The sequence below is a fragment of the Thalassospira profundimaris genome (assembly GCF_003326675.1).
In the GTDB taxonomy this organism is placed as follows: Bacteria; Pseudomonadota; Alphaproteobacteria; order Rhodospirillales; family Thalassospiraceae; genus Thalassospira; species Thalassospira aquimaris.
This window is the reverse complement of record NZ_JPWF01000003.1, coordinates 105,407-127,522: the sequence shown is the minus strand read 5'-3', so window position 1 is coordinate 127,522 and position 22,116 is coordinate 105,407. Positions and strand designations below refer to the sequence as shown.

Here is a 22,116-nt window from a genome sequence, read left to right as displayed (position 1 = left end):
GGCTTTGAAATTCAGATAACGTCAACGGATGATCAGGCTGGCGCGTTGCTGTCCGATGACTTCTGCCAAAGGTTCAAACCACCATCAGCAGCATATTTGTCAATCTCGGCCAGCTCTTCTGCACTGAATTCAAGGTTATTAAGTGCATCAAGGCTGTTATCCAACTGCTGTACGTGACGCGCACCGATCAGGGCCGACGTAATTTCCGGACGACGCAGCACCCAAGCGATTGCCATCTGCGCCAGGGTCTGACCACGGCGTTTGGCAATTTCATTCAGCGCACGAACGCGATCAAGGTTTTCGTCCGACAACATGCCCTTCTGGAACGACCCCTCAAGGGCGGCACGGGATTCAGCCGGAACACCATTGAGATACTTGTTGGTCAAAAGTCCCTGTGCCAGCGGCGAAAACGCAATGCAGCCCATACCAAGGTCGGAAAGCGTATCAAGCAAGCCGCCTTCGACCCAGCGGTTCATCATCGAATAGGATGGCTGATGAATAACGCAGGGCGTGCCAAGGTCCTTAAGGATCGCATGTGCCTTACGGGTCATTTCCGGCGAATAGGATGAAATACCGACATAAAGCGCCTTGCCCGAACGCACGATCTGATCAAGTGCGCCCATGGTTTCGGCAAGCGGTGTGTTGGGATCAACGCGATGGGAATAGAAGATATCGACATAATCCAGTCCCATCCGCTTAAGGCTTTGGTCCAGACTGGAAATCAGATATTTGCGTGAACCCCATTCGCCAAACGGGCCCGGCCACATGCGATAGCCCGCCTTGGTCGAAATGATCAGCTCGTCACGATGTTTACCAAGATCCTGGCTCAGAACCTTGCCAAAGTTTTCTTCGGCCGAACCGGGGGGCGGGCCATAGTTGTTGGCCAGATCAAAATGAAACACACCACGATCAAAGGCGCGGCGGATCATCGCACGCTGGGTTTCATAAACATCAACGCCACCAAAGTTCTGCCATAGGCCCAAGGTGATTTTCGGCAACATCAGGCCGCTATTTCCACAGCGGTTCCAGGTCTCATCGTCATAGCGGTTGGGGTTTGCCATCCACTGCGCTTCGACTTCAGCCATGTCTTCCTCCAGTTATCAGAAGCGGTTTGTATTCCGCCTTTTTGAATCGATCCAATGCACCTTTATTACGGCATAAAATCACGCTTGTCAGTTCCCGATAACGCAAAAGCCGCTTCGATGATCGAAGCGGCCCGTGCTTTTCATATGGCGGAATGTACCCCCCTGGTCATGCGGCTTTCTTTTTGATTGGCGCTGTTGCCATCTGCAGCCATTCCAGATGGTCTTCATCCAGATCATCTGCGTACATGGCATAGACCTGCGCGTGGTAATCATTAAGCCACTGCAATTCATCCGCGGTCATGATTTGCGGATCAATCAGTTTGCGGTCAATCGGCGAGAAGGTCAGAGTTTCAAAACCAAGCATCTGACGGTCTGCCCCGGCCGGTGCATCAATCTCGCAAACCGCAATCAGGTTTTCGATCCGGATGCCGTATTCGCCTTCCTTATAGAAACCCGGTTCATTCGACAGAACCATGCCCGGTTTCAGGGCAATGGTATTGGCCGCCTTGGAAATACGTTGCGGACCTTCATGCACGCCAAGATAACTGCCAACACCGTGTCCGGTACCGTGATCGAAATCAAGACCGGCTTCCCAAAGCGGCATACGTGCAAGGGTATCAAGCTGTTGACCGGTGGTGCCAACCGGGAAAACCGCACGCGCCAGCGCGATATGCCCCTTAAGCACACGGGTAAAGCGATCGCGATGTTCAGCACTTGGTTCGCCGACAATGGTGGTACGGGTGATGTCGGTGGTGCCATCCAGATATTGCCCCCCCGAATCAATCAGGAAGATTTCACCCGCTGTCAGTTTGCGGTTGCTTTCAGGGGTATTGCGATAATGGCAAAGCGCGCCGTTCGGACCACTGCCCGGAATGGTTTCAAAGCTGGAATCCCGGAACAGGGGATCTTCGGCACGCAGCGATAACAGCTTGTCCGCCGCAACACGTTCATCGATATCGCCATTGATTGCAGTTTCATCAAGCCATTTGAAATAGCGGATGATTTTTTCGCCGTCTCGTTTGTGCGCCTTGCGCGAACCTTCCAGTTCGACCTCGTTCTTGCAGGCCTTGGGCAAGGCCACCGGATCACGACCAACACGAACAGTTGCACCCGCCTCGTCCAATTGCATACGCAGCCAGTCACCCGCCGTTGCCTCGTCAAGACGCACTGCCTGATTACCCATTGCCTTCAGGGCATCGGCCAATTCACCCGGCGCGCGCAGGGTTGCTTCATCGCGCAACCAGGCACCAGTTTCGCCAGCCAGTTTGCGTTCATCCATAAACAGCTCGACCGACGCATCCCCATTAATGATCGCATAACCAAGCGCAAGCGGGGTTTGCGGCACATCTGCACCACGAATATTCAAAAGCCACGCAATACTGTCGGGTGCGGACAAAATGGCACTATCACAGGACAGGCGCGACAAAAGCCCCGCAATCTGGCTGCGTTTTTCGGCACTGGATTTCCCAGCATATTCCATCGGGTGCGGACGTACCGGGCCAAGTGGCATGGCCGGTTGATCGTGCCAAAGCGCATCAATCGGGTTGGTATCAATGGCAACCAGTTCCGCCCCGACACCTTCGCAAGCCGCACGCAAATTATTGGCCTGCTGCACGGTATGAAGCCACGGATCATAGGCCAGCTTCTGCCCCTGCTTAAGATTATCATGCAACCAGCCGACCACCGGTTCATCGACCAGATGCCGATATTCAAACAGATCACGGTCCACCTGCTGACGGACCTGAATGGTATAGCGACCATCAACGAACACCGCTGCCTTGTCGGCCAGAACCACCGCCGCACCGGCCGACCCGGTAAAGCCGGTCATCCATGCCAAACGTTCGGCACGGGCCGGAACATTTTCACCCTGATGTTCATCCGCACGCGGAATGATGAACCCGTCCAAATCCTTTGCCGCAAGATAAGTACGCATCGCACTTACGCGGTCGGACGCGACGAAATCGGCCTTTGCTGTTTTAAACAGCCCTTTGCGTTCATCGCGCAACGCAAGCAGGGCCGAGGCCAATTCTTCGCTTGGTGCTTCACAAACCAGATCAATCCAGTCGGTCCGCGTATCACCATCGGCGGCCGCAAGCACACCATCAATCAAAGAGATGACAGCGCTAACATCCTTGTCGACATTATCGCGTTCCAGAAGGGTCGCGAGTTGGGCATCACCGGAAATGGTCATAAACGTCCTCGTTTTCATATGTGGGGCAGTTGGAACTATGTAAGGGTTATTACCTAATACATGCAAGCCGCAAAGATATTTCGCATATTTTATAAAATATTTCTTCTGCTCGGTAATATCCCCACATGCGTCAGAGGTATGAATGCGTTGCAAGCTTCGCAATGCACATTAGTCAAAGATTAACTTATTACATCTCCGTGACAAAAAGATGGCCCGTCGGGACGTCAATTTGCAGGAGACCATGAACGGTGATCCGTTTTCCTATTACTGCCCTGAGTGTCGTACAATCGCGTCGTCGTCAGACGGCCTATGATGGCCTTGAGCGCCTGACCATTGGTCGCAAAGCTGCGCTCGGTCTTGATATTGGCCCTGCCCATCTGGCAGACGATGAAACAGACCGGTCCCCTGCCGGTTCTGAAGACACCAAGGACAAGGATTAAAGGATCAGTCCCGCCCGGAATGGTGAGACATGCAGTGACGAAGCGCAGGATCACGGTTCATGATCCTTGCGGTCTTTTTTGTCTTTTCCCTCTGAGACGGCCCTGCTTCTCCACAGCAGGGCCGTTTCTTTTTGACCTGCCTCCATCACCCGCGCCATAGTATTGAAAACACATAACATCCAGGCGGGTGAACCATGTCCAAAACTATCCTGATTACCGGTGGATCACGCGGCATTGGCCGGGCGACGGCTGTGCTGTTTGCAGCAAAAGGCTGGAATGTTGCCATCAGCTTTGTCGGCAACCGGCAAAGTGCAGATGAAACCTGTGCATTGTGCGAACAGGCCGGTGTCGCAGGCAATGCGTTTGCCTATCAATGCGATGTCCGCGACGAAGCCAGTGTGGTTGGTTTTTTTGCCGCCACGCGTGACAGATTTGGCTCGGTTGATGGTGTTGTGAACAATGCCGGCATTGTCGCCCCCCAAAGTACCCTTGCAGACATGGATATCGAACGCATGAAAAACGTGTTTGATACCAATGTTCTGGGTGGCTATCTGGTCGCGCGCGAAGCCGCCCGTGCGCTTCCATCCGGTGGTGCCATTGTGAATGTGTCCTCGGTTGCGGCCAAACTTGGATCACCGGGGGAATATGTCGATTACGCTGGATCAAAAGGCGCGATTGATACCCTTACCATCGGCCTTTCCAAGGAACTTGGCCCCAAAGGCATTCGCGTGAATGCCGTTCGTCCGGGCATCATAAACACTGAAATCCATGCCAGTGCCGGGCGCCCTGAACGGGTTGGCGAACTTGGTCCCAACTGCCCGCTTGGCCGTCCGGGCGAAGCAGACGAAATTGCACAAAGCATCTATTGGCTGGTTTCAGACGACGCATCCTATGTAACGGGTGCCATCCTCGATGTCGGAGGCGGACGATAAGCTTTCCTCTTAACTGTCATGCGCGACATCGGGCATCGCCCGTGCAGGAATGGAACTGTCATTGTTGGCTTTGGTACGATTGCAGGCACCTTCCAGCGCATCGTGCAACTCGACCACATCAACCGGCTTTGCCAAGATCGCATGCACATCAAGTGCCTTGTATGATGCAATAACCTCATCCGAGGCATAGCCGGTCATGACCACCACCGGAATATCATGGCCACCTTTGCGCAGTGTTTCGACAAGTTTGACACCTGTCATTTCCGGCATGGTCTGATCCGTCAAAAGTCCGTCAAATGAGGCATCAGGTGCGTTAATCGCTGCAATTGCATCGGCAGCACTATTGAATGTCTTAACGCTATAGCCGATCCGTTCGAGCATTCTAGAACAAAGCTTAAGGTTCTTTTCCTCGTCATCGACCACGGCAAGATGCCCCACCCCTCGTGTCATTTCGCCACGCGCAACCCGCTTGCATTCTTCTTCAAGGCGTTCAAATTCCGGCAACAGGATCGAAAAGCGCGTGCCTTGGCCCAATCGGCTATAGACCGTGACCTCACCCTTGTGTCCGGCAATGATGCCGTGAACCGTCGAAAGCCCCAATCCAGTCCCCTTGCCCGGCTCCTTGGTGGTAAAGAACGGGTCAAATATCTTCTTGGCCGTTTCGGCATCCATGCCGGTGCCGTTGTCGATCACCGAAATCCGGATATAGGAACCCGGCGTCAGAAGCGGGTGCATTTCGGCACTGTCATCTGTCAACTCGAACGGTCCGGCTTCAACCCGAATTTCGCCCGCCTCGCCAACAGCATGATAGGCGTTGGTAATCAGGTTCATCAGACACTGATCAAGCTGGGTCGCATTCCCCAAGACAGACCCGGATTCTGCCGAAATGCTGGTCGTCAGGGATACGCTTGACGGCAACGAACCACGGGCAAAGCGCACCGTCCCCTTGATCATGGATGCAACATCAATCGGCGAACGTTCAGTTTCCGAATTCCGCGAGAATGACAGGATTTGTCGAACCAGATCCCGCGCCCTGTCTGCACCGTGCCGGATTTCCATAACATCGTCACGAAGCGGCGAATCTTCTGGCAAGTCGGTATAAAGCAATTCCGCATACCCGCTGATCGGTTGCAGGATATTGTTGAAGTCATGCGCAATCCCGCCAGCCAGAACGCCAATGGTTTCCATCCGCTGCGAATGACGAAGTTGTTGTTCAAGCTTTTCGCGTTTGCGTTCTGACAACATGCGCTGCAACTCGGCCGAGGCGCGTGATGCAAAGACCTCGACAATGGATCGCGCCAATTCCGGATCTCTTAGCGGTTTGTCCGAAATCGTGACAATCACGCCAATTGGCTGTCCGGAGTTATCATAAAGGGCTGCACCGACATAACCGGACACCTCTATTTGCGTTACCGGCGGCACACCGGGCATTGCTTCGGCGAAGTGATCTTCGCAGACAAAAACGCCCTCCGAAATAACCCGTTCTGCACCGGAACCTGCCAGTTCGAAATCAAGGCCACTGACCTTGTTATCAGGTGCATAAAAGGCGACCGATTTCACACGTCCCCCCGAGATTTCAGCAATATGGCAATAGGCCATATCAAGGGTCTCGCACAGAACCTTGGTCAGATTGTCAAAGAACCCTGCGCCGATCTGATGACGAACACCGCGATAAATCGATTCAAGCGTTTCCTGATACCGTTCACGTTCGGTGACATCGAGTGCGAAACTCGCAATGCAATCCAGAACACCATTCGCATCAAATATCGGGCTTTCATACCATTCGCAGATAAGCTTGCTGCCATCTCGTCCGATATTGGTAAAACGGTTATTCACGCTGTTCTTAGTTTGCATGATTTGATCGACCAGCGATCCAAGGCGATGACGTTCGTCATGCGGCACAAGCATTTCAAGACGCCGTCCCACCAACTCGCCAGCCGTATAACCAAACATCTGGCAGGCAGTTTCATTCACCTCGATGATGGTTCGATCCGGTTTCCAATAGAACACCCCGATCTTTCCATTATCGAAATGTGCCCTTAGACGGCGTTGATTGGCTTCAAGGTCGCTTTTTGCCAACTCCAGATCGCGTCTTTGACGAATCCGATCGGTGACATCCCGGCAACTGACCCTTATCCCCATATTGGTCCCGTCACTGTCCGCAATCGGCTGCCAGGACAGTGCAATTCCAACCCGTCGTCCATTCTTGTGCAAACCGGTAAATTCGCGGTCATTGCCCGAAAGGCCAGTCAGACCTTCTTCAAGGTAATGGCGCACCCGGTCGCGGTCTTCCGGTGCAACGAATGGCAATGGATAATCCGCCACTTCCATGCATTCTGCCACGCTATAGCCAAGGACACGTTCAATCGCCGGGTTAACCCAAACGAGTTTTCCTTCCGATGAAATCCAGCTTTCCCAGTCATAGGTGTAATTGGCCACGGCCTCGAACCGGCGGCGCGAGAAGTTCAGTTCTTCGTCGACCTCCATGACCGACTTTATCCCGGCAGCAGCAGCCAATAGACCACCGGCCATATGGGCAAAAACGATTTCATCGGGACGCCATGCGCGTGTGCGCCCGGTCGTTTCAAAACACAAAACCCCCATACGTCCGGAAACCGACATTAGAGACACATCAAGCATTGCCCGGATGTTAAGTGGGCGCAGATAATGCTCGGTAAATTCGGATGTACGCGGGTCTTCCATCGCATTTTCGGCATCAATTGCCTGTCCGGTTTCGAGGGCGGCAAAATAGCGTGGCAAGTCCTTGCGTTTCAAAACAAGACCATCATGCGTCGCCTTTGCGTCGTTGGCGTCATAAAGACCCACGCACTCAACATCGCCGTCCTCGTTTTGCAGCCAAAGGCTGGCACGTTCGCAATTCAGAAGTTCGGCAAAGCGTTCAAGTGTTGGCCGGAAGGAAACATTTTCGATCCGGTCAAGGGAGGAGAAATAACTGGCAACTTCCCCCGCGCTGACCCGGATTTGTTCCAGAAACTTGTTGCCCGACACCAGCTCGTTCTGGGAACGCAGTTGATCAACACTTAGCTGCAACAATGCCTGTCGCATCCAGATGACACCAACCACCATGGCCGAACTCATCCATGCATACCCAAACAAGGTCGCCACCCAGACAGGTAGGGTATGCGGAACAGTCCCGGCATCGGGAAACAGGAAATCATCAAGCCCGTAAACGCGTATGCCCCCGATCACTGCAATGGTCGCAAAACAGAAAACGGCATATCGCAACGTGATACCAAGCGGGTAGAACACGGCAACCGTCACCGTAGACACGATCATCAGTGCCATGCCACTGGCCGGTGAAAACATCACGATATAAAGTAATGAAAGCGCCGTCATTGCGGTGATAATGACACGGGCCTTTGTTTTGACTTCCAATCCGCGCCGCAATGCCAAACCGGTCACAACCGCAAGAAACACCGCAATCTGGATTAGCTCCACCAGCCAGAATTGTTGACTGGCTTCGCGCATCACCGATGCAACAAGTGCCGGAAACCCGCCAATCGCCATGACCAAAAGCATGAAATCAGAAATTCGATTTCGCGTCCGTTGCAAAATCACATCTACGTTTTGGCGCATCGTCTAAACGTCTCCGGTCTTACACCAGTTGATCGGGCATCCCGTCAAAGATGCTTTCAAAGCGGCTGTGATGTTCTGCAAACAATCCAAGCAAGGTCGGATCAAACATTCCGGGCGCGGTTCGGCCATCGCCTCTGGTAATGATGTCCACGGCCTCAAGGTGGCTAAATGGTGGCTTGTATCGCCTCGAACTGCGCAAGGCGTCATAGACATCCGCAATCGATACTATGCGGGCAATCACCGGTATTTCTTCGCCGGACAAGCCAACGCAATACCCCGTGCCTTCCCATTTTTCATGATGATTGCGTGCAATAATTGCCGCCTGCTCCAGCACGGGATTATTTGATGAATTCAGCATCGCAAACCCGATTTCGGTATGACGCTTCATCACCTCGAACTCGCTATCGGTCAGCGGGCCTTCCTTAAGCAACACCTCGTCGGGCACGCCAACCTTGCCGATATCATGTAAAATACCGGCAAGCCTGATGGTGCGTTGGGTCTGGGTATCAAGCCCGTACATCTCGGCAAGCAATTGGGAATAAAGACCGACACGCACACAATGTTCCGCAGTTTCAATGTCGCGATACTGGGAAATCAGGCTAAGTCGGTCGACCATTTCCTGTTCTGCGCCGCCCAGCTTGCGGGTGATGTCATCAAGGGTTTTCGATTGGCTGACATTATCAAGTTCGAGCTTGCGGATACGTTCGCTTTCCAGGTCCCGTTCACGTAATCGTTCCTGCGCCTGCGTTACAGCCGTTTCAAAATCAGCACGGTCCACCGGCTTGTCAAGAAACTCCCGGACACCCAAACGCAGTGCGCCGATGGCATCCGACTTGTCACCATCCCCGGTCAACAGGATGAATTCGAAATCACGGCGAAACTCGTTGATCGCACGCCGGACCAGTTCAAGACCACCGCAATTGGGCATCCTGAGATCAGAAACGACAAGCCGCAATGCGGGGTTCTGATGCAGTTTTTCGATCGCATCAAGGCCGTCAACGGCCTCCACAATCTGATATCCGGCGCGATCAAGGATACGCGCAAGCAATTTACGGATGACCGCTTCGTCATCAACTATCAGAATTCGATGTTCAGCTTCAGCCAAGGAACTCTCCCCTACTGACTTAACACATTGTGGCTCTCACTCCTTCGGGTTACTATACATACGTATTAGTAAACGCAACATTCTAATACTTGTATATATAGGGATCATTTTGCGGTTTTTGGATTAACTCCCACGTAGATACTGAAATTATTTACTTTTTGAATTTCAGGTTCCGTTTCGCCAATGTGATATGCTTCACAAAGCCAACCAATCACACCCGTTTTACCCAGCAGATCTGGTCCGAATCCGGCAAAATTTCCGACCCAAAAGTATAGCAAAGGTTTCATTCGTTCATTGACCATCAGGAACCGGACAACAAAAAAGGCGCAACTGCGCGGCCCTTTGCATCACAGGTCGGGATATAATCAACCGACCAGAAGCGTCGTCCAGTTTTCGACCTTGAACCGCTTGATCAGCGACAGGCCGACTTCACGATAAGCTGACAGAACGAACTGTTCCTGATGGGACAAAAGCCCCGACAGAATGACAACACCGCCTTCGGAAAGCGTGCTGGTCAGTTCATGCGCCATCGCACGCAGCGGGCGGGCCAGAATATTGGCGCAGATGATGTCGTAATAACCGGCTTCACGTACGCGCTTGTCTTGGAAACCGTTGGAGTGGATTGCAGTTACCAAATCGGCGATCTGGTTGATCTTGGCATTTTCCTGCGCGACGCGAACCGATGCAGCATCGATATCGGCCATCATCACCGTGCTGCGCCAGGTTTTGGCACAGGCCATACCAAGGATGCCCGACCCACAACCCATATCAAGCGCATTGTAACGCGGGCCGCGTTTTGCCACCCAGTCAATCGCGGCAAGGCATCCCTTGGTGGTCTGGTGTTCACCGGAACCGAATGCCAGACCAGCATCAACCTGAAGACCAAGCTTGGCAACCGGAAGGTCTTCTTCCCAGTGCGAACCATGGACAAAGAACCGGCCAACCGAAATCGGCTTGAAGCTGCGCAGGTTTTCACCGACCCAGTCTTTTGGCTCATAAGTACCAAAAGTCACAACCGGGCTTTCAATCCCGACCGCAGACGCCATGATCGAAACGGCGGTTTCAACTGCACCCTTGTCGAAATAGGCACCGGCAAAACCTTCGATCCGCCAAGGTGCGGTCGGATCACCGGGACGTTCAAAATGCGACAGCGCATCGCAATAATCATAAAGTGCTTCGGCAAAGGCCTCGGCATATGCGCCATCAACTTCAAACTGGAAGTTATAGCAAAGAACGGGTTCGGTCATTTCGCTTCTCGCTTGTCAGGGCCGCTTGCGATCGCCGCCCGGTTAGTTCGGTATTCCGTGAATATTTGCATCGGGGCTTACCCCGGCAAGATGAAGCTGTCGACCACTTTCTTTGTACCGACACCCTCGAAATGAATTTCCAGCTTGTTGCCGTCGACTGCACGCACCGTTCCCGGCCCGAACTTCCGGTGACGTACAGCATCGCCAACCTTGTATTTCGATGATTTCGAATTGGTCGAATAACTGGTTTCACCATCAGGCTTAACATCAATCACGTTTTTGCGCACGCGATCCTGCCACCCGCTGGAGGCGAACTTGCGCTCGGATGCACCGGAAACCGGATTGCGGTTGCTTGACCCCTCGTTGGCCCAGCTTGGCATTTTCATCCAGTCGTCCGAACCCCAGGCACCAGGCGAATGGTTGCCCCCATGCCCGCCAAGTCCGGTATCACTGATCCGTTCGATATGCTCATCGGGCAATTCATCAACAAAGCGCGACGGCAGGGCCGATTGCCACTGATTATAGATGCGCCGGTTGGCGGCATACAAAATCGTCGCACGTTTGCGCGCGCGGGTAATCCCGACATAGGCCAGACGACGTTCTTCTTCGAGGCCCTTGACCCCGCTTTCATCCATGGCGCGCTGATGGGGGAAAACACCTTCCTCCCAACCGGGCAAGAAGACATAGTCAAATTCGAGCCCCTTGGCCGCGTGCAGGGTCATGATGGTGACTTTTTCCTGCGCGTCATTCTGCTCGTTTTCCATGACCAGTGAAACATGTTCAAGGAAGCTGGTCAGATTTTCGAACTCGCCAATGGCGGAAACAAGTTCCTTAAGGTTTTCAAGGCGGCCCGGCGCATCGATTTCCTTTGATGTGCGCCACATATCGGTATAGCCGCTTTCATCAAGGACGGTTTCAATCACCTCGACATGGGAACTGCCTGCCAGCATCTCGCGCCAGCGTTTAAAATCGCCCAGCAATCCGCCGATGGCTTGGCGCATTTTGGGTTTCAGTTCTTCGGTATCAATCAGATCACGCGCCGCCGATGGCAATGAAATTGCCTGATCACGGGAATATTGATGCAAGGTCTGAAGCGTTGCCTTGCCAACCCCGCGCTTGGGCACATTGACGATACGCTCGAAGGCCAGACTGTCATCGGGCTGCGCGACCAGACGGATATAGGCCAGCGCATCACGGATTTCCTGACGCTCGTAAAAGCGTGGACCACCGACAACCCGGTACGGGATACCCAGCGTGATCAGCCGTTCTTCAAATTCACGGGTCTGGAAACCGGCACGCACCAGAATGGCCATTTGGGACGCGCCAATGCCCCGGCTTTGAAGGGCTTCGATATCTTCGCCGACCAGCCGTGCCTCGGCCTCGCCATCCCAGACACCTTTGACAAAGACCTTTTCGCCAGTGTCGATTTCCGTCCAAAGCTGTTTGCCCAGACGCCCGTCGTTAAAAGTGATCAGTTTTGACGCGGCGGCCAGAATATGCGGCGTTGAACGATAATTCTGTTCAAGTCGCACCACCTTGGCACCGGGGAAATCGGATTCAAAACGCAGGATATTGCCGACCTCGGCCCCGCGCCAGCTATAGATCGCCTGGTCATCATCACCGACACAGCAGATATTGCGATGAACCATCGCCATCGCGCGCAGCCACAGATACTGCGCAACGTTGGTATCCTGATATTCATCGACCAGAATATAGCGGAAGGTGCTTTGATACTGGCGCAGCACTTCGGGATGTTGCTGGAACAGGGTCAGGCAATGCAGCAACAAATCACCGAAGTCGCACGCATTCAGGACCTTCAAACGTTCCTGATAAATCCTGTAAAGATGCTTGGCCCCGCCATTGGCGAACTCAACACTTTCATTGACCCGTTCGGGCGTCAGTCCCTTGTCCTTCCAGCGCTGAATGATGCCCATCAATTGCTTGGCCGGCCATTTTTTCGGATCGATCTGTTCGGCATCCATGATCTGCTTAAGCAGACGGACCTGATCGTCACTATCAAGGATCGTGAAGTTTGATTGCAGCCCGATCAGTTCGGCATGACGACGCAACAAACGTGCTGATAACGAGTGGAAGGTTCCCAGCCACCATCCTTCGACCGGACGACCAAGGGCATGGGCAACACGTTCCTGCATTTCCTTTGCCGCACGATTGGTAAAGGTCACGGCAAGGATTTGCTGGGGATGCAGGCGCTCTGTCTGGGCCTTGGTTTCAAGCAAATGCGCCAGGCGCGTGGTCAGAACCCGCGTTTTGCCAGTGCCCGCACCGGCAAGCACAAGCAACGGCCCGTCAAGCGTTTCGACAGCATCGCGCTGCTCGGCATTCAGATTGTCGAGATATGCCGGGGCCGGCGCATCACCAAGACGCATTTCCGGGCTGGCGGCGAATTCATCAATTTCGAAGGGATCATCCATCATGGCGGCATATATATCACGCTGTGTTCCAAGGACCAGCCTTGCATGGGATGCGGCCGGGTATTTTTTCCATTCTGCAACAAAACAGGAACATCCACCAACCCTTTCCCGAGCGTCCCCCTCAGAAAATCAATATTTGTGCGCCAGTTTTTTCAGCCTTCCCCGTGAATTCAGATAACAACGCAATTCTAAACGAAGGCAAGAAAATGAGCGGCATCAGCAGCATGAGCGGCAGCATCGCGCAAATCCTCAGTCAAAACAGTCAGGCTGCGGGTTCTTCGAAAGGCAGCGACGACGCATCCAGCCTTGAGGGCCTTGGCGGATTTTCACTTCTCGCAATGAGCGGCGGCACCTCTGGCGCTTCGGATGCGATGGGCGATCTGACATCGCAAAGCGAGGCCATAACAGGTCAGCTTTCAGACTCGATCATGTCGATGTTGCTTGAATTGCAGGAAACCAGCACCACAACCGACGGCAACAGCAGCTTTGACGCACAGCGCCTGTTTTCGGACATGGATACCGATGGTGACGGCACCCTGACCAAGGACGAGTTCATGGCCGCCGCCCCGGATGACGTGACAAGCGAGATGTCAGAAAATCTTTGGAATGTCATGGCCGGTTCAGAAGCCGAAAGCATTTCCGAGGATGACTATCTTGCATCCATGATGCCACCAAGCGGGGCCATGCCTGCCAGCGGTGATAGCGCTGGCACCGACGAAGACAGCATGCTGAACAGCATGGCGGCCGCCATGGGCCCCGACGGCACGTTTGATCCGCTTGACACCAACGAGGATGGCATGGTCAGCCTGTCAGAAATTATGGCAGCAGCCCCGCAGGACGCCACACCATCCCAAAGCAGCCTGCCTGATAACAGCAGCAGCAGCGATACAGATGCGATAAACGAGCAATCATCGAGCAATGCCCAAGGCTTTGATATCGAGCGCGAAACATTTGGCAGCAAACTGTTGGCACAGGTTATTTCCTGAATGCCTCTGACAATCGGAACTGATCAAGTTCTCTAATCACTCTGCTTGCAGTTTTACCATCCCAAAGCGGGATTTTGCAGACAGGGTGTGTTTCGGCCCTGCTCCGCTGAACATGATCAATTGCTGTGCTGGCCAGCTCCGAGACTCTGACAAGACGGTTCGTCCCATCCGTCACGGTAACGGGTCGTTCGGTTGATGGCCGCAAGGTCAGGCAGGGAATGCCAAGCCAGGTTGTTTCTTCCTGAACACCGCCGGAATCCGTGATCACCAATTTCGCATCACGGATGAGACGGCCAAAGGCCGAATACCCCAATGGTGGCAACAACCGTATCCCTGCCTTTTCAAGGACGGTGATTTGGCCACCAAGCGCCAACTGTTGTTGCGTTCGCGGATGAAGCGGCAGACATACAGGAATATGTCTGGCAATTTCGCACAGCTGCTGACAGATAGAAGACAGCGTATCGGGCGTATCGACATTGCCCGGTCGATGTAATGTCACAACGACATAATCCTGACCACGCAGTTCAAGACGATCAAGAATCCCGTCCCGTTTGATCGCCCCGCCCATCATCATCAATGTATCAATCATGATATTTCCGACCCGTCTGATCCGATCAGAGTCGATCCCCTCGGCCAACAGATTGACATCGGCATCCTGCGACGGTGTTAAATGCAAATCCGCCATTTGATCAATTTCGATCCGATTGCGTTCTTCCGGAACAGACAGATCAAAACATCGCAAACCGGCTTCCAGATGGATCAGCGGAATACCCCTCTCGTAAGCAACTTTTCCGGCGGCAAGGGATGCAGTGACATCCCCGACCACCAAAACGGCATCCGGGCGATCTAAACGACACAGGTCCAGATATTGATCCATCATCTGTCCCAGCACGTCTTCATCCCCGTGCCTGTCCCATTCAAGGATATGGTCCGGATCGGGCAAACCCAGTTCGCGCCAGATCATGGATGCCATCGCGTCATCACGGTGCTGCGCCATATGGATGAAGGATGGCCGGATGACTTCATGGCGGTGCAGCTCGCGCCACAGAGGTGCAATTTTCATAAAGTTGGGACGTGCACCGGCAATCAGGTGAAGTTTCATCTGCGTTCGCATCAACCAGTCATCATCGGCAAAATTCGACCATCACCTTACCCTAATAGACAAGGGAAATGACATCTAACCCTCTTTGGTATCGGTATTTTTTGCCTGTTATGCCGATGTGGATGTCCTGAAAACCTCTTTATTCGACAAAGGGTAATTTCCAATTTTCTTATGCAGATTGGAAAGCCTTGTGTGGTCCGGGAATTGCTTGGATTTCAAGTGAAAAGTATCCGTTGGTGGTCCCTATATCGTTTCGGGACTGTCCGCGGTGCTTTGTGCATCCCACAAGAAGGGTTCTCGACATGAGTACAATTTTTGGATTGGGCAACGGGTTGCCAATGTCTTCCCGGGCCAGTTCTGCGGAACGGTCAGGTGCACACGAAGGTATCGAGGGTTTTAGCGCAGGTAGCGCTGTACCTGTATTGACCACGGGCGAAAACAGATCGGAAACCGGCACCGCCAAAAGCCAGCTTTCCGACGCGATGCAGTCCGTAATGCTCGAATTTCAGGAAATCGGGTCCGGGTCATCAAGCTTTGCAGCTGCCATGGCAGATGTTCAGGGCAATGATAACGGGTCCGATCATCAACCGGTTGGTGATGTGTTTGCATCATCTTCCAAATCTGAGACCTCCGAAGATGACGTCCTGAATGCCAAGAAGGACGCCGACGAGGAATTCAGATCGGCACTGCGTGAGGCCAATTCTGTTCCGGTCAAAGATGAAAACCGGAACGAAAAGGCGGAACGCCAAAGACAACAGGACCGTCAGGAACTTGAACAGGCGGAACAAGCTGCGACCAATCTTCCCGAAGACGTCGCAGGTCTGGACAGCCGGGTTACAGCCCAGGTCCTGCATGGACAACAGGTTCGAAAATCATTTGGCCAGAATGCTATGGCTGCGTGATCCGGTCCCTGTAAGCACATCGCAAAAGAGCAGCGCCACGGCGCTGCTCTTGTTTTTTGGGTCAATGATTTCCGATCAGAACAGCTTGGGCGGTGCGTCGCCACGTTCTTCGCTTTGCAGTTCGAGCAACGCGTTATTATAGGCCATCATCGCGTCCTTTTCGTGCACGAAGCCGATCATTTCGCGATCTTCTTCGTTATTGAGAACCGGCAAATGTTCTTCGCCGGTTTGCTCCATCAGGCGGATGGCTTTTTCAATGCTGTCTGTCCGATACAAAACCGGTGGCTTGGATCGTGCAACTTCGCCTGCGGTAACTTCGGACCCCAGATTGGGATCAAAGGCAGCATGGCGTAAATCGGTCAATGTGATCGTGCCATGCAGTTTGGCATTGTCATCAATCACGAACAGTTCCGAATACGGGGCATTGATCAGTTTTTCGCGAATGACCGGAAGACCTTCGGTCAGCGGGACCGTTTCATATTCCGACTTCATGATGTCGGCGACCTTCATCATGCGCAGCAAATTCATCTCGCGGCCCCATCGGGTCGAAAGGCCGCGGCATTTCAATTGCCACTGGAAGAATGATCCACCCTGGAATTGATCCATCACCACAGACGCCAGAACCGATGCCACCATCACCGCCACAGTCAGGGCATAGTCCCCAGTCAGTTCAAAGATGATCAGGGTTGTTGAAATTGGCGCACCCAGAACAGCAGCCGCAACCGCCCCCATCCCGACAAGTGTGTATGCTGCATACCCGGACGACAGATCAGGAAACACACTGGTGGCAAGGAAGCCAAACGCCCCGCCAAGCATCGCGCCCAGGAACAATGCCGGACTGAACATGCCCCCCGCAAAACCAAGCCCCATGCAAATCGCGACAACAAACGCCTTGGCAAACAGAAGCCCCAGCATGAAGGGGAAGCTGTAAAGCTCGTAAAGCGCGTCATTCATCCCGCCATAACCGACACCAATGATCTGCGGGAAGATCAAACCAACCAATCCAACCACCAAGCCGGCAATTGCCGGGCGCAGCCACAGGGGTGCTTTGGCTTTATCGGCGGTTTTCTGAACAATCGGAATGGTTCTGACCACCAGAACAGCGGTTACACCGGCAAGAATGCCCAGCAGGGCAAAGGCCGGAAATTCCCAGAATGACTGGATATGATGAACCGGAAACTGGAAGGCCACACCCTGCCCGTAATAAAGGCGCGTGATCACAGTCCCGGTTACAGATGCCAGAACAATCGGCGCAAATGCCGTCAGGGCATAATGACCAAGGGCAACCTCATGGGCAAACAAGGCCCCGGCAAGCGGCGCATTGAAGGAAGCCGCCACTGCGGATGCCACACCACATCCCAAAAGTGTCCGCGCCGCAGAACGCCGTAAATGAAGAATTCGCGCAAGCCATGCCCCAAACGACGCCCCCATATGGACAACCGGCCCTTCGCGACCGAGCGACGCCCCACTGCCAAGCGACACCATACTGGCCACGGCACTTTTGATACCGCACCGTGTTGACATGCGTGCATCATGAAAAGACGCCGCATCAATCACATCGGCCACCCCGTGCGGCCGTTTCCCTGGCAGGAACTTGTATATGAAAATACCGACAATCAGTCCGCCCGCGGTTGGACCAAGGACAAGCTGCCAGACAGGAAGATCAATCAGATGGCGATGAAGTGCCTCGTCCGACGTGCCGTAAAACAGGCTTTGCACAAACAACAATCCGTCGCGGAACAGAATGGTGCCACCGCCTGCAAGTGCGCCAACCACCAGTGCCAAAATCGAAAGAACCAGCTGCTCGCTTTTGACGATGCGACGCATACGGTTCAAAACAATGTTCGATTTCAGAAGCTTTTCAGCCATATCAGCCTTACCGGGTTGGCAATTTCGCGACAAGATGGATCATAGGATCAGGTTTTCCTGCGAATAAAGGGTAAAGACCCGGAAGGCTATGAATAATTTCGCAATTCAGCCATCAGGTTTGCGTCAAACGCCTTTCAAAAAACGATCATTGCCTTTGATACGGAAAATAAAGCATTCTGCGGCTTCCGTTCAGTTTGCTGACGCCACCCGAACCGTTTGATACGGAACCCGAAAAATGAATGATCCCCGACCAACGGGTAGTGCTGCGGCACGTCCACTGCCCGGCTTTGCCGAATTTGTATGTCTGATGGCAATCACCATCGGACTTGTCGCCCTGTCGATTGACAACCTGCTGCCGGCCTTTGGCCCGATTGCCGAGGATTTCGGCATCACGGACGGCAATCAGATGCAGATGCTGATTTACGTCTTCATGATCGCCTTTGGCCTGATGCAGATTGTTTATGGTCCGCTTGCTGACAGCTTTGGCCGTCGGCCTGTCCTGATTGCCGGACTTGGCATTTATGCCGTCGGCACCATCATGGCGATCTTTGCAGACAGCTATGATCATTTGCTTGTTGCCCGCTTCGTGCAGGGCCTTGGCGCGGCTGCTCCGCGCGTGTTGACCATGGCAATCACCCGTGACTGTTTCGAAGGACGTGAAATGGCCCGCGTTATGTCCTTTGTCATGATGGTGTTCATTATTCTGCCGGTCTTTGCCCCGGCATCGGGCAGCCTTATCCTTGCGCTTGCGAACTGGCACATGATTTTCGTCAGCACACTGGTTTTGGCGATTGCGATTGTTTGCTGGTATCTGCTGCGGATGCCAGAAACGCTGCACCCCGAATATCGGCACAAATTGTCGGTGTCGCGCATTGCCCGCGACATCAAAACAACGGTGACCAATCGTCAGACCCTTGGCTACTCTACCGCCATGGGGGTGATGTTCGCGTGCCTCATGGCCTATATCGGATCAGCCCAGCAAATCTTTGAAACCGAGGTTTATGGGCTTGGCGTCTGGTTCCCGCTGGCATTCGGAATGATTGCCGCCTGCATGAGTTTCTCGTCTTTCATCAATGCACGTCTGGTAAGAAAGCTTGGCATGCACAAGATTTCGCATGCAGCGCTGTTCTTCATGACGATCAGCAGCCTTGTGAATGTGATGATTGCAATCGGCTTTGATGGCAAACCGCCGCTACTGGTGTTTGGCGTCGGCCTTACCATGACTTTGTTCTGTTTCTCGCTGACCATGCCGAACTTCAACTCGCTTGCCATGGAACCGGTCGGTGCGATTGCGGGTACAGCATCTTCCGTAACCGGGGTCTATAGCACGCTGATCGGTGTTGTTGCCGGGGGCATCATTGGCCAGCAATTCGATGGCACGGTCATTCCGCTTTTGGCCGGGTATTTCTGCCTTGGTTTGATTGGCATCGTGATTGTCGGCATTACCGAACGCGGAAAGTTCTGTCGGGCAACCCATTAATTCCCGCGCAGACCCCAAAGAAAAAAAGCCCCGCAGAGTGCAGTCTGCGGGGCTTTTCATTGCGACCAGTCAGAACATCATGCCTGACGTGGATCGTAATTCAGGTTCGAGGCCAACCAGCGTTCTGCCTCTGCCAATGTCATGCCCTTGCGTTCGGCATAGCTTTCGACCTGATCGCGTTCGATTTTGCCAAGGCCGAAATATTTGGCTTCGGGATGGGCAAAATAGAAACCGCTAACCGACGATGCCGGGGTCATGGCACAGCTTTCGGTCAGGGAAACACCGACATTTTCCACCGCATTCAAAAGCGACCAAAGGGTACGTTTTTCGGTATGTTCCGGGCAGGCCGGATATCCCGGTGCCGGACGAATACCGCGATATCCCTCTGCGATCAGTTCGTCATTGCCAAGATTTTCGTCTGCGGCATATGCCCAAAGCTCCTTACGGACCTTTTCGTGCATCCGCTCGGCAAAGGCCTCGGCAAAGCGGTCGCCAAGAGCCTTGACCAGGATCGAATTGTAATCGTCATGCTCAGCTTCGAGCTTTGATGCAATCTGCTCGACTTCCGGGCCGGCTGTCACAACAAAGCCGCCGATATAATCAGTCTTGCCGCTGTCTTTCGGCGCAATGTAATCGGCCAATGCACGGTTCGGGCGCTTGTTGTTTTCGCGGAACATCTGCTGGCGCAAGGTGCGCAGCATGACCGGTTCATTCTGATCAGGCGCCGGGGTGACTTCGATATCATCACCGACCGAGTTTGCAGGCCAGATGCCAACAACGGCCTTTGGCTTGAACCATTTTTCAGCCACGATGCGTTTCAGCATCGCCTGCGCATCATCATAAAGACCACGTGCCGTTTCACCGACAACCTCGTCCTTAAGAATATCCGGGAAACGGCCATGCAGTTCCCAGGTTTCAAAGAACGGTTTCCAGTCAAAGCGTGCAACCAGTTCTTCAAGATCGAAATCTTCGAACACGGTGATGCCCGGCTTCGCCGGTGCCGGAACGTCATAGGCATCCCAGTCAAGTTGAACCTTGTTGGCGCGTGCATCTGCAATGGCGAAACGTTTTTTCTGCAATTGCTGGGCGGCATGTTTTTCCGCCATCGCCAGATATTCGTTGCGGATTTCAGTTGTAAAGCGTTCGCGATGGGTTTCCGAAACCAGCTGGCTTGCAACACCGACCGCACGCGATGCGTCGATCACGTAAACAACCGACTTGTTATAATTCGGTGCGATCTTGACCGCGGTGTGAACCTTGGACGTCGTCGCCCCGCCGATCAGAAGCGGAATATCAAGACCTTCGCGTTCCATCTCGGCCGCGACATAGGTCATTTCTTCAAGCGACGGCGTGATCAGGCCCGAAAGACCGATCATGTCGACCTTTTCGGCCTTGGCAGTTTCGATGATTTTCTGGGTCGGAACCATCACACCAAGATCAAGGACCTCGAAATTGTTACACTGAAGAACCACACCAACGATGTTTTTGCCGATGTCATGAACATCGCCCTTCACAGTCGCAAGCAGGATCTTGCCGTTGCTTTCCCGTACGCCGTCTTTTTCATCTTCGATGAACGGAATCAGATAGGCGACGGCCTTTTTCATGACACGGGCAGATTTAACCACCTGTGGCAGGAACATCTTACCGGCACCAAACAGGTCACCGACAATGTTCATTCCATCCATCAATGGCCCTTCGATCACGTGAAGTGGCTTGTCGGCCTGTTGACGGGCTTCTTCGGTATCTTCTTCGACGAATTCGGCAATGCCGTTGACCAATGCATGGGCCAGACGTTCATTGACCGGCTTCTTACGCCATTCCAGATCGGCTTTCTTTTCCGGACCACCCGTGCCCTTGTATTTTTCAGCCACTTCAAGCAAACGGTCGGTTGCATCCGGACGACGGTTCAGAATGACATCTTCGACACGTTCGCGCAGTTCAGCCGGAATTTCTTCATAAACAACCAGCTGACCGGCATTGACGATACCCATATCAAGCCCGGCTTTGACCGCGTAATACAGGAAGACCGAATGCATGGCTTCACGGACCGGATTGTTGCCACGGAACGAGAAGGAAACGTTCGAAACACCGCCGGAAATCTTGGCATACGGAAGATGTGCCTTGATCAGTTTACAGGCTTCGATGAAGTCGACAGCATAATTGTCATGCTCTTCGATGCCGGTCGCGACCGCAAAGATGTTCGGATCGAAGATGATATCTTCCGGCGGGAAACCGACCTTTTGAACCAGAACGTCATAGCTGCGTTTGCAAATCTCGAATTTGCGATCAACCGTATCAGCCTGGCCTTTTTCATCAAAGGCCATGACAACAACAGCCGCACCGTAACGACGCAGTTTTTTGGCCTGTGCGATAAAGGGTTCTTCGCCTTCCTTCAAACTGATCGAGTTCACGATACCCTTGCCCTGAAGGCATTTCAGACCGGATTCAATCACGTTCCATTTGGAACTGTCGACCATGATCGGCACACGGGCAATATCGGGCTCGGCTGCAATCAGGTTGATGAACTTGACCATCGCTGTTTCGGCATCAAGCATCGCATCATCCATGTTGATGTCGATGATCTGTGCGCCGTTTTCGACCTGTTGGCGGGCGATTTCAAGGGCCGCATCGTAATCTTCATCGACGATCAGCTTTTTGAATTTCAGCGAACCGGCAACGTTGGTACGTTCACCAATATTGATAAATCTGGAAATGTCGGTCATGGGCCTGTTCGATCTCTTTTCAGCA

General features: G+C 53.3%; 14 protein-coding genes. 5 read left to right on the top strand and 9 right to left on the bottom strand.

The genetic code is table 11. The features are described from left to right. Positions 1-32: 32 nt before the first annotated feature. Positions 33-1,085, bottom strand: a complete 1,053-nt coding sequence (gene mgrA, locus TH19_RS05470; RefSeq protein WP_114101337.1) for an L-glyceraldehyde 3-phosphate reductase — start codon at positions 1,083-1,085, stop codon at positions 33-35. A 166-nt stretch (positions 1,086-1,251) separates the two neighbouring features. Continuing rightward, positions 1,252-3,276 (bottom strand): aminopeptidase P family protein, encoded by a 2,025-nt coding sequence (locus TH19_RS05465; protein ID WP_114101336.1) that lies wholly within the window; start codon positions 3,274-3,276, stop codon positions 1,252-1,254. 248 nt (positions 3,277-3,524) lie between these two features. On the opposite strand from TH19_RS05465, the gene TH19_RS05460 reads away from it, so the two are divergent. Together TH19_RS05460 and TH19_RS05455 are read left to right on the top strand one after the other, a co-directional pair. Further along, positions 3,525-3,716: a hypothetical protein gene (locus TH19_RS05460; protein ID WP_114101335.1), complete on the top strand. Its 192-nt coding sequence runs from the start codon at positions 3,525-3,527 to the stop codon at positions 3,714-3,716. 194 nt (positions 3,717-3,910) lie between these two features. Next, positions 3,911-4,648 carry an SDR family oxidoreductase gene (locus TH19_RS05455; RefSeq protein ID WP_114101334.1) on the top strand — a complete coding sequence of 246 codons (738 nt, stop codon included), beginning with the start codon at positions 3,911-3,913 and terminating at the stop codon, positions 4,646-4,648. Positions 4,649-4,657: 9 nt separating this feature from the next. Here TH19_RS05455 and TH19_RS05450 read toward each other — a convergent pair whose 3' ends face one another. The 4 genes from TH19_RS05450 to TH19_RS05430 all read right to left on the bottom strand — a co-directional run bounded on the left by TH19_RS05450 (position 4,658) and on the right by TH19_RS05430 (position 13,029). Then, the gene (locus TH19_RS05450; RefSeq protein ID WP_114101333.1) at positions 4,658-8,245 is read right to left on the bottom strand and encodes a PAS domain S-box protein; all 3,588 of its coding nucleotides are present in this window, start codon (positions 8,243-8,245) and stop codon (positions 4,658-4,660) included. A 19-nt stretch (positions 8,246-8,264) separates the two neighbouring features. Further along, complete coding sequence (locus TH19_RS05445; RefSeq protein ID WP_114101332.1) at positions 8,265-9,350, bottom strand: HD domain-containing phosphohydrolase; 1,086 nt, start codon at positions 9,348-9,350, stop codon at positions 8,265-8,267. A 365-nt stretch (positions 9,351-9,715) separates the two neighbouring features. Then, positions 9,716-10,597 carry a 50S ribosomal protein L11 methyltransferase gene (locus tag TH19_RS05435; RefSeq protein WP_114101330.1) on the bottom strand — a complete coding sequence of 294 codons (882 nt, stop codon included), beginning with the start codon at positions 10,595-10,597 and terminating at the stop codon, positions 9,716-9,718. A 77-nt stretch (positions 10,598-10,674) separates the two neighbouring features. After that, positions 10,675-13,029, bottom strand: coding sequence for an ATP-dependent helicase (locus TH19_RS05430; RefSeq protein ID WP_114101329.1), 2,355 nt, complete (start codon positions 13,027-13,029; stop codon positions 10,675-10,677). A gap of 206 nt (positions 13,030-13,235) precedes the next feature. Between TH19_RS05430 and TH19_RS05425 the strand changes: the two genes are divergently transcribed. Continuing rightward, positions 13,236-14,015, top strand: coding sequence for an EF-hand domain-containing protein (locus TH19_RS05425; RefSeq protein ID WP_181846323.1), 780 nt, complete (start codon positions 13,236-13,238; stop codon positions 14,013-14,015). Here the strand turns inward: TH19_RS05425 and wecB are convergent. After that, the gene (gene wecB / locus TH19_RS05420; RefSeq protein ID WP_181846322.1) at positions 14,005-15,117 is read right to left on the bottom strand and encodes a non-hydrolyzing UDP-N-acetylglucosamine 2-epimerase; all 1,113 of its coding nucleotides are present in this window, start codon (positions 15,115-15,117) and stop codon (positions 14,005-14,007) included. The genes TH19_RS05425 and wecB overlap by 11 nt on opposite strands. A gap of 302 nt (positions 15,118-15,419) precedes the next feature. Between wecB and TH19_RS05415 the strand changes: the two genes are divergently transcribed. Next, positions 15,420-16,019 (top strand): hypothetical protein, encoded by a 600-nt coding sequence (locus tag TH19_RS05415; protein WP_147250718.1) that lies wholly within the window; start codon positions 15,420-15,422, stop codon positions 16,017-16,019. A 75-nt stretch (positions 16,020-16,094) separates the two neighbouring features. On the opposite strand, the gene TH19_RS05410 is transcribed toward TH19_RS05415, so the two are convergent. Then, complete coding sequence (locus TH19_RS05410; RefSeq protein ID WP_114101325.1) at positions 16,095-17,888, bottom strand: chloride channel protein; 1,794 nt, start codon at positions 17,886-17,888, stop codon at positions 16,095-16,097. 235 nt (positions 17,889-18,123) lie between these two features. Here TH19_RS05410 and TH19_RS05405 point away from each other — a divergent pair, with 235 nt between their 5' ends. Then, positions 18,124-19,368, top strand: a complete 1,245-nt coding sequence (locus tag TH19_RS05405) for a multidrug effflux MFS transporter (protein WP_114101324.1) — start codon at positions 18,124-18,126, stop codon at positions 19,366-19,368. A 77-nt stretch (positions 19,369-19,445) separates the two neighbouring features. On the opposite strand, the gene metH is transcribed toward TH19_RS05405, so the two are convergent. After that, a complete protein-coding gene (metH, locus tag TH19_RS05400; RefSeq protein ID WP_114101323.1) occupies positions 19,446-22,091 on the bottom strand; it encodes a methionine synthase in 2,646 nt (881 codons plus the stop codon). Positions 22,092-22,116 lie beyond the last annotated feature (25 nt).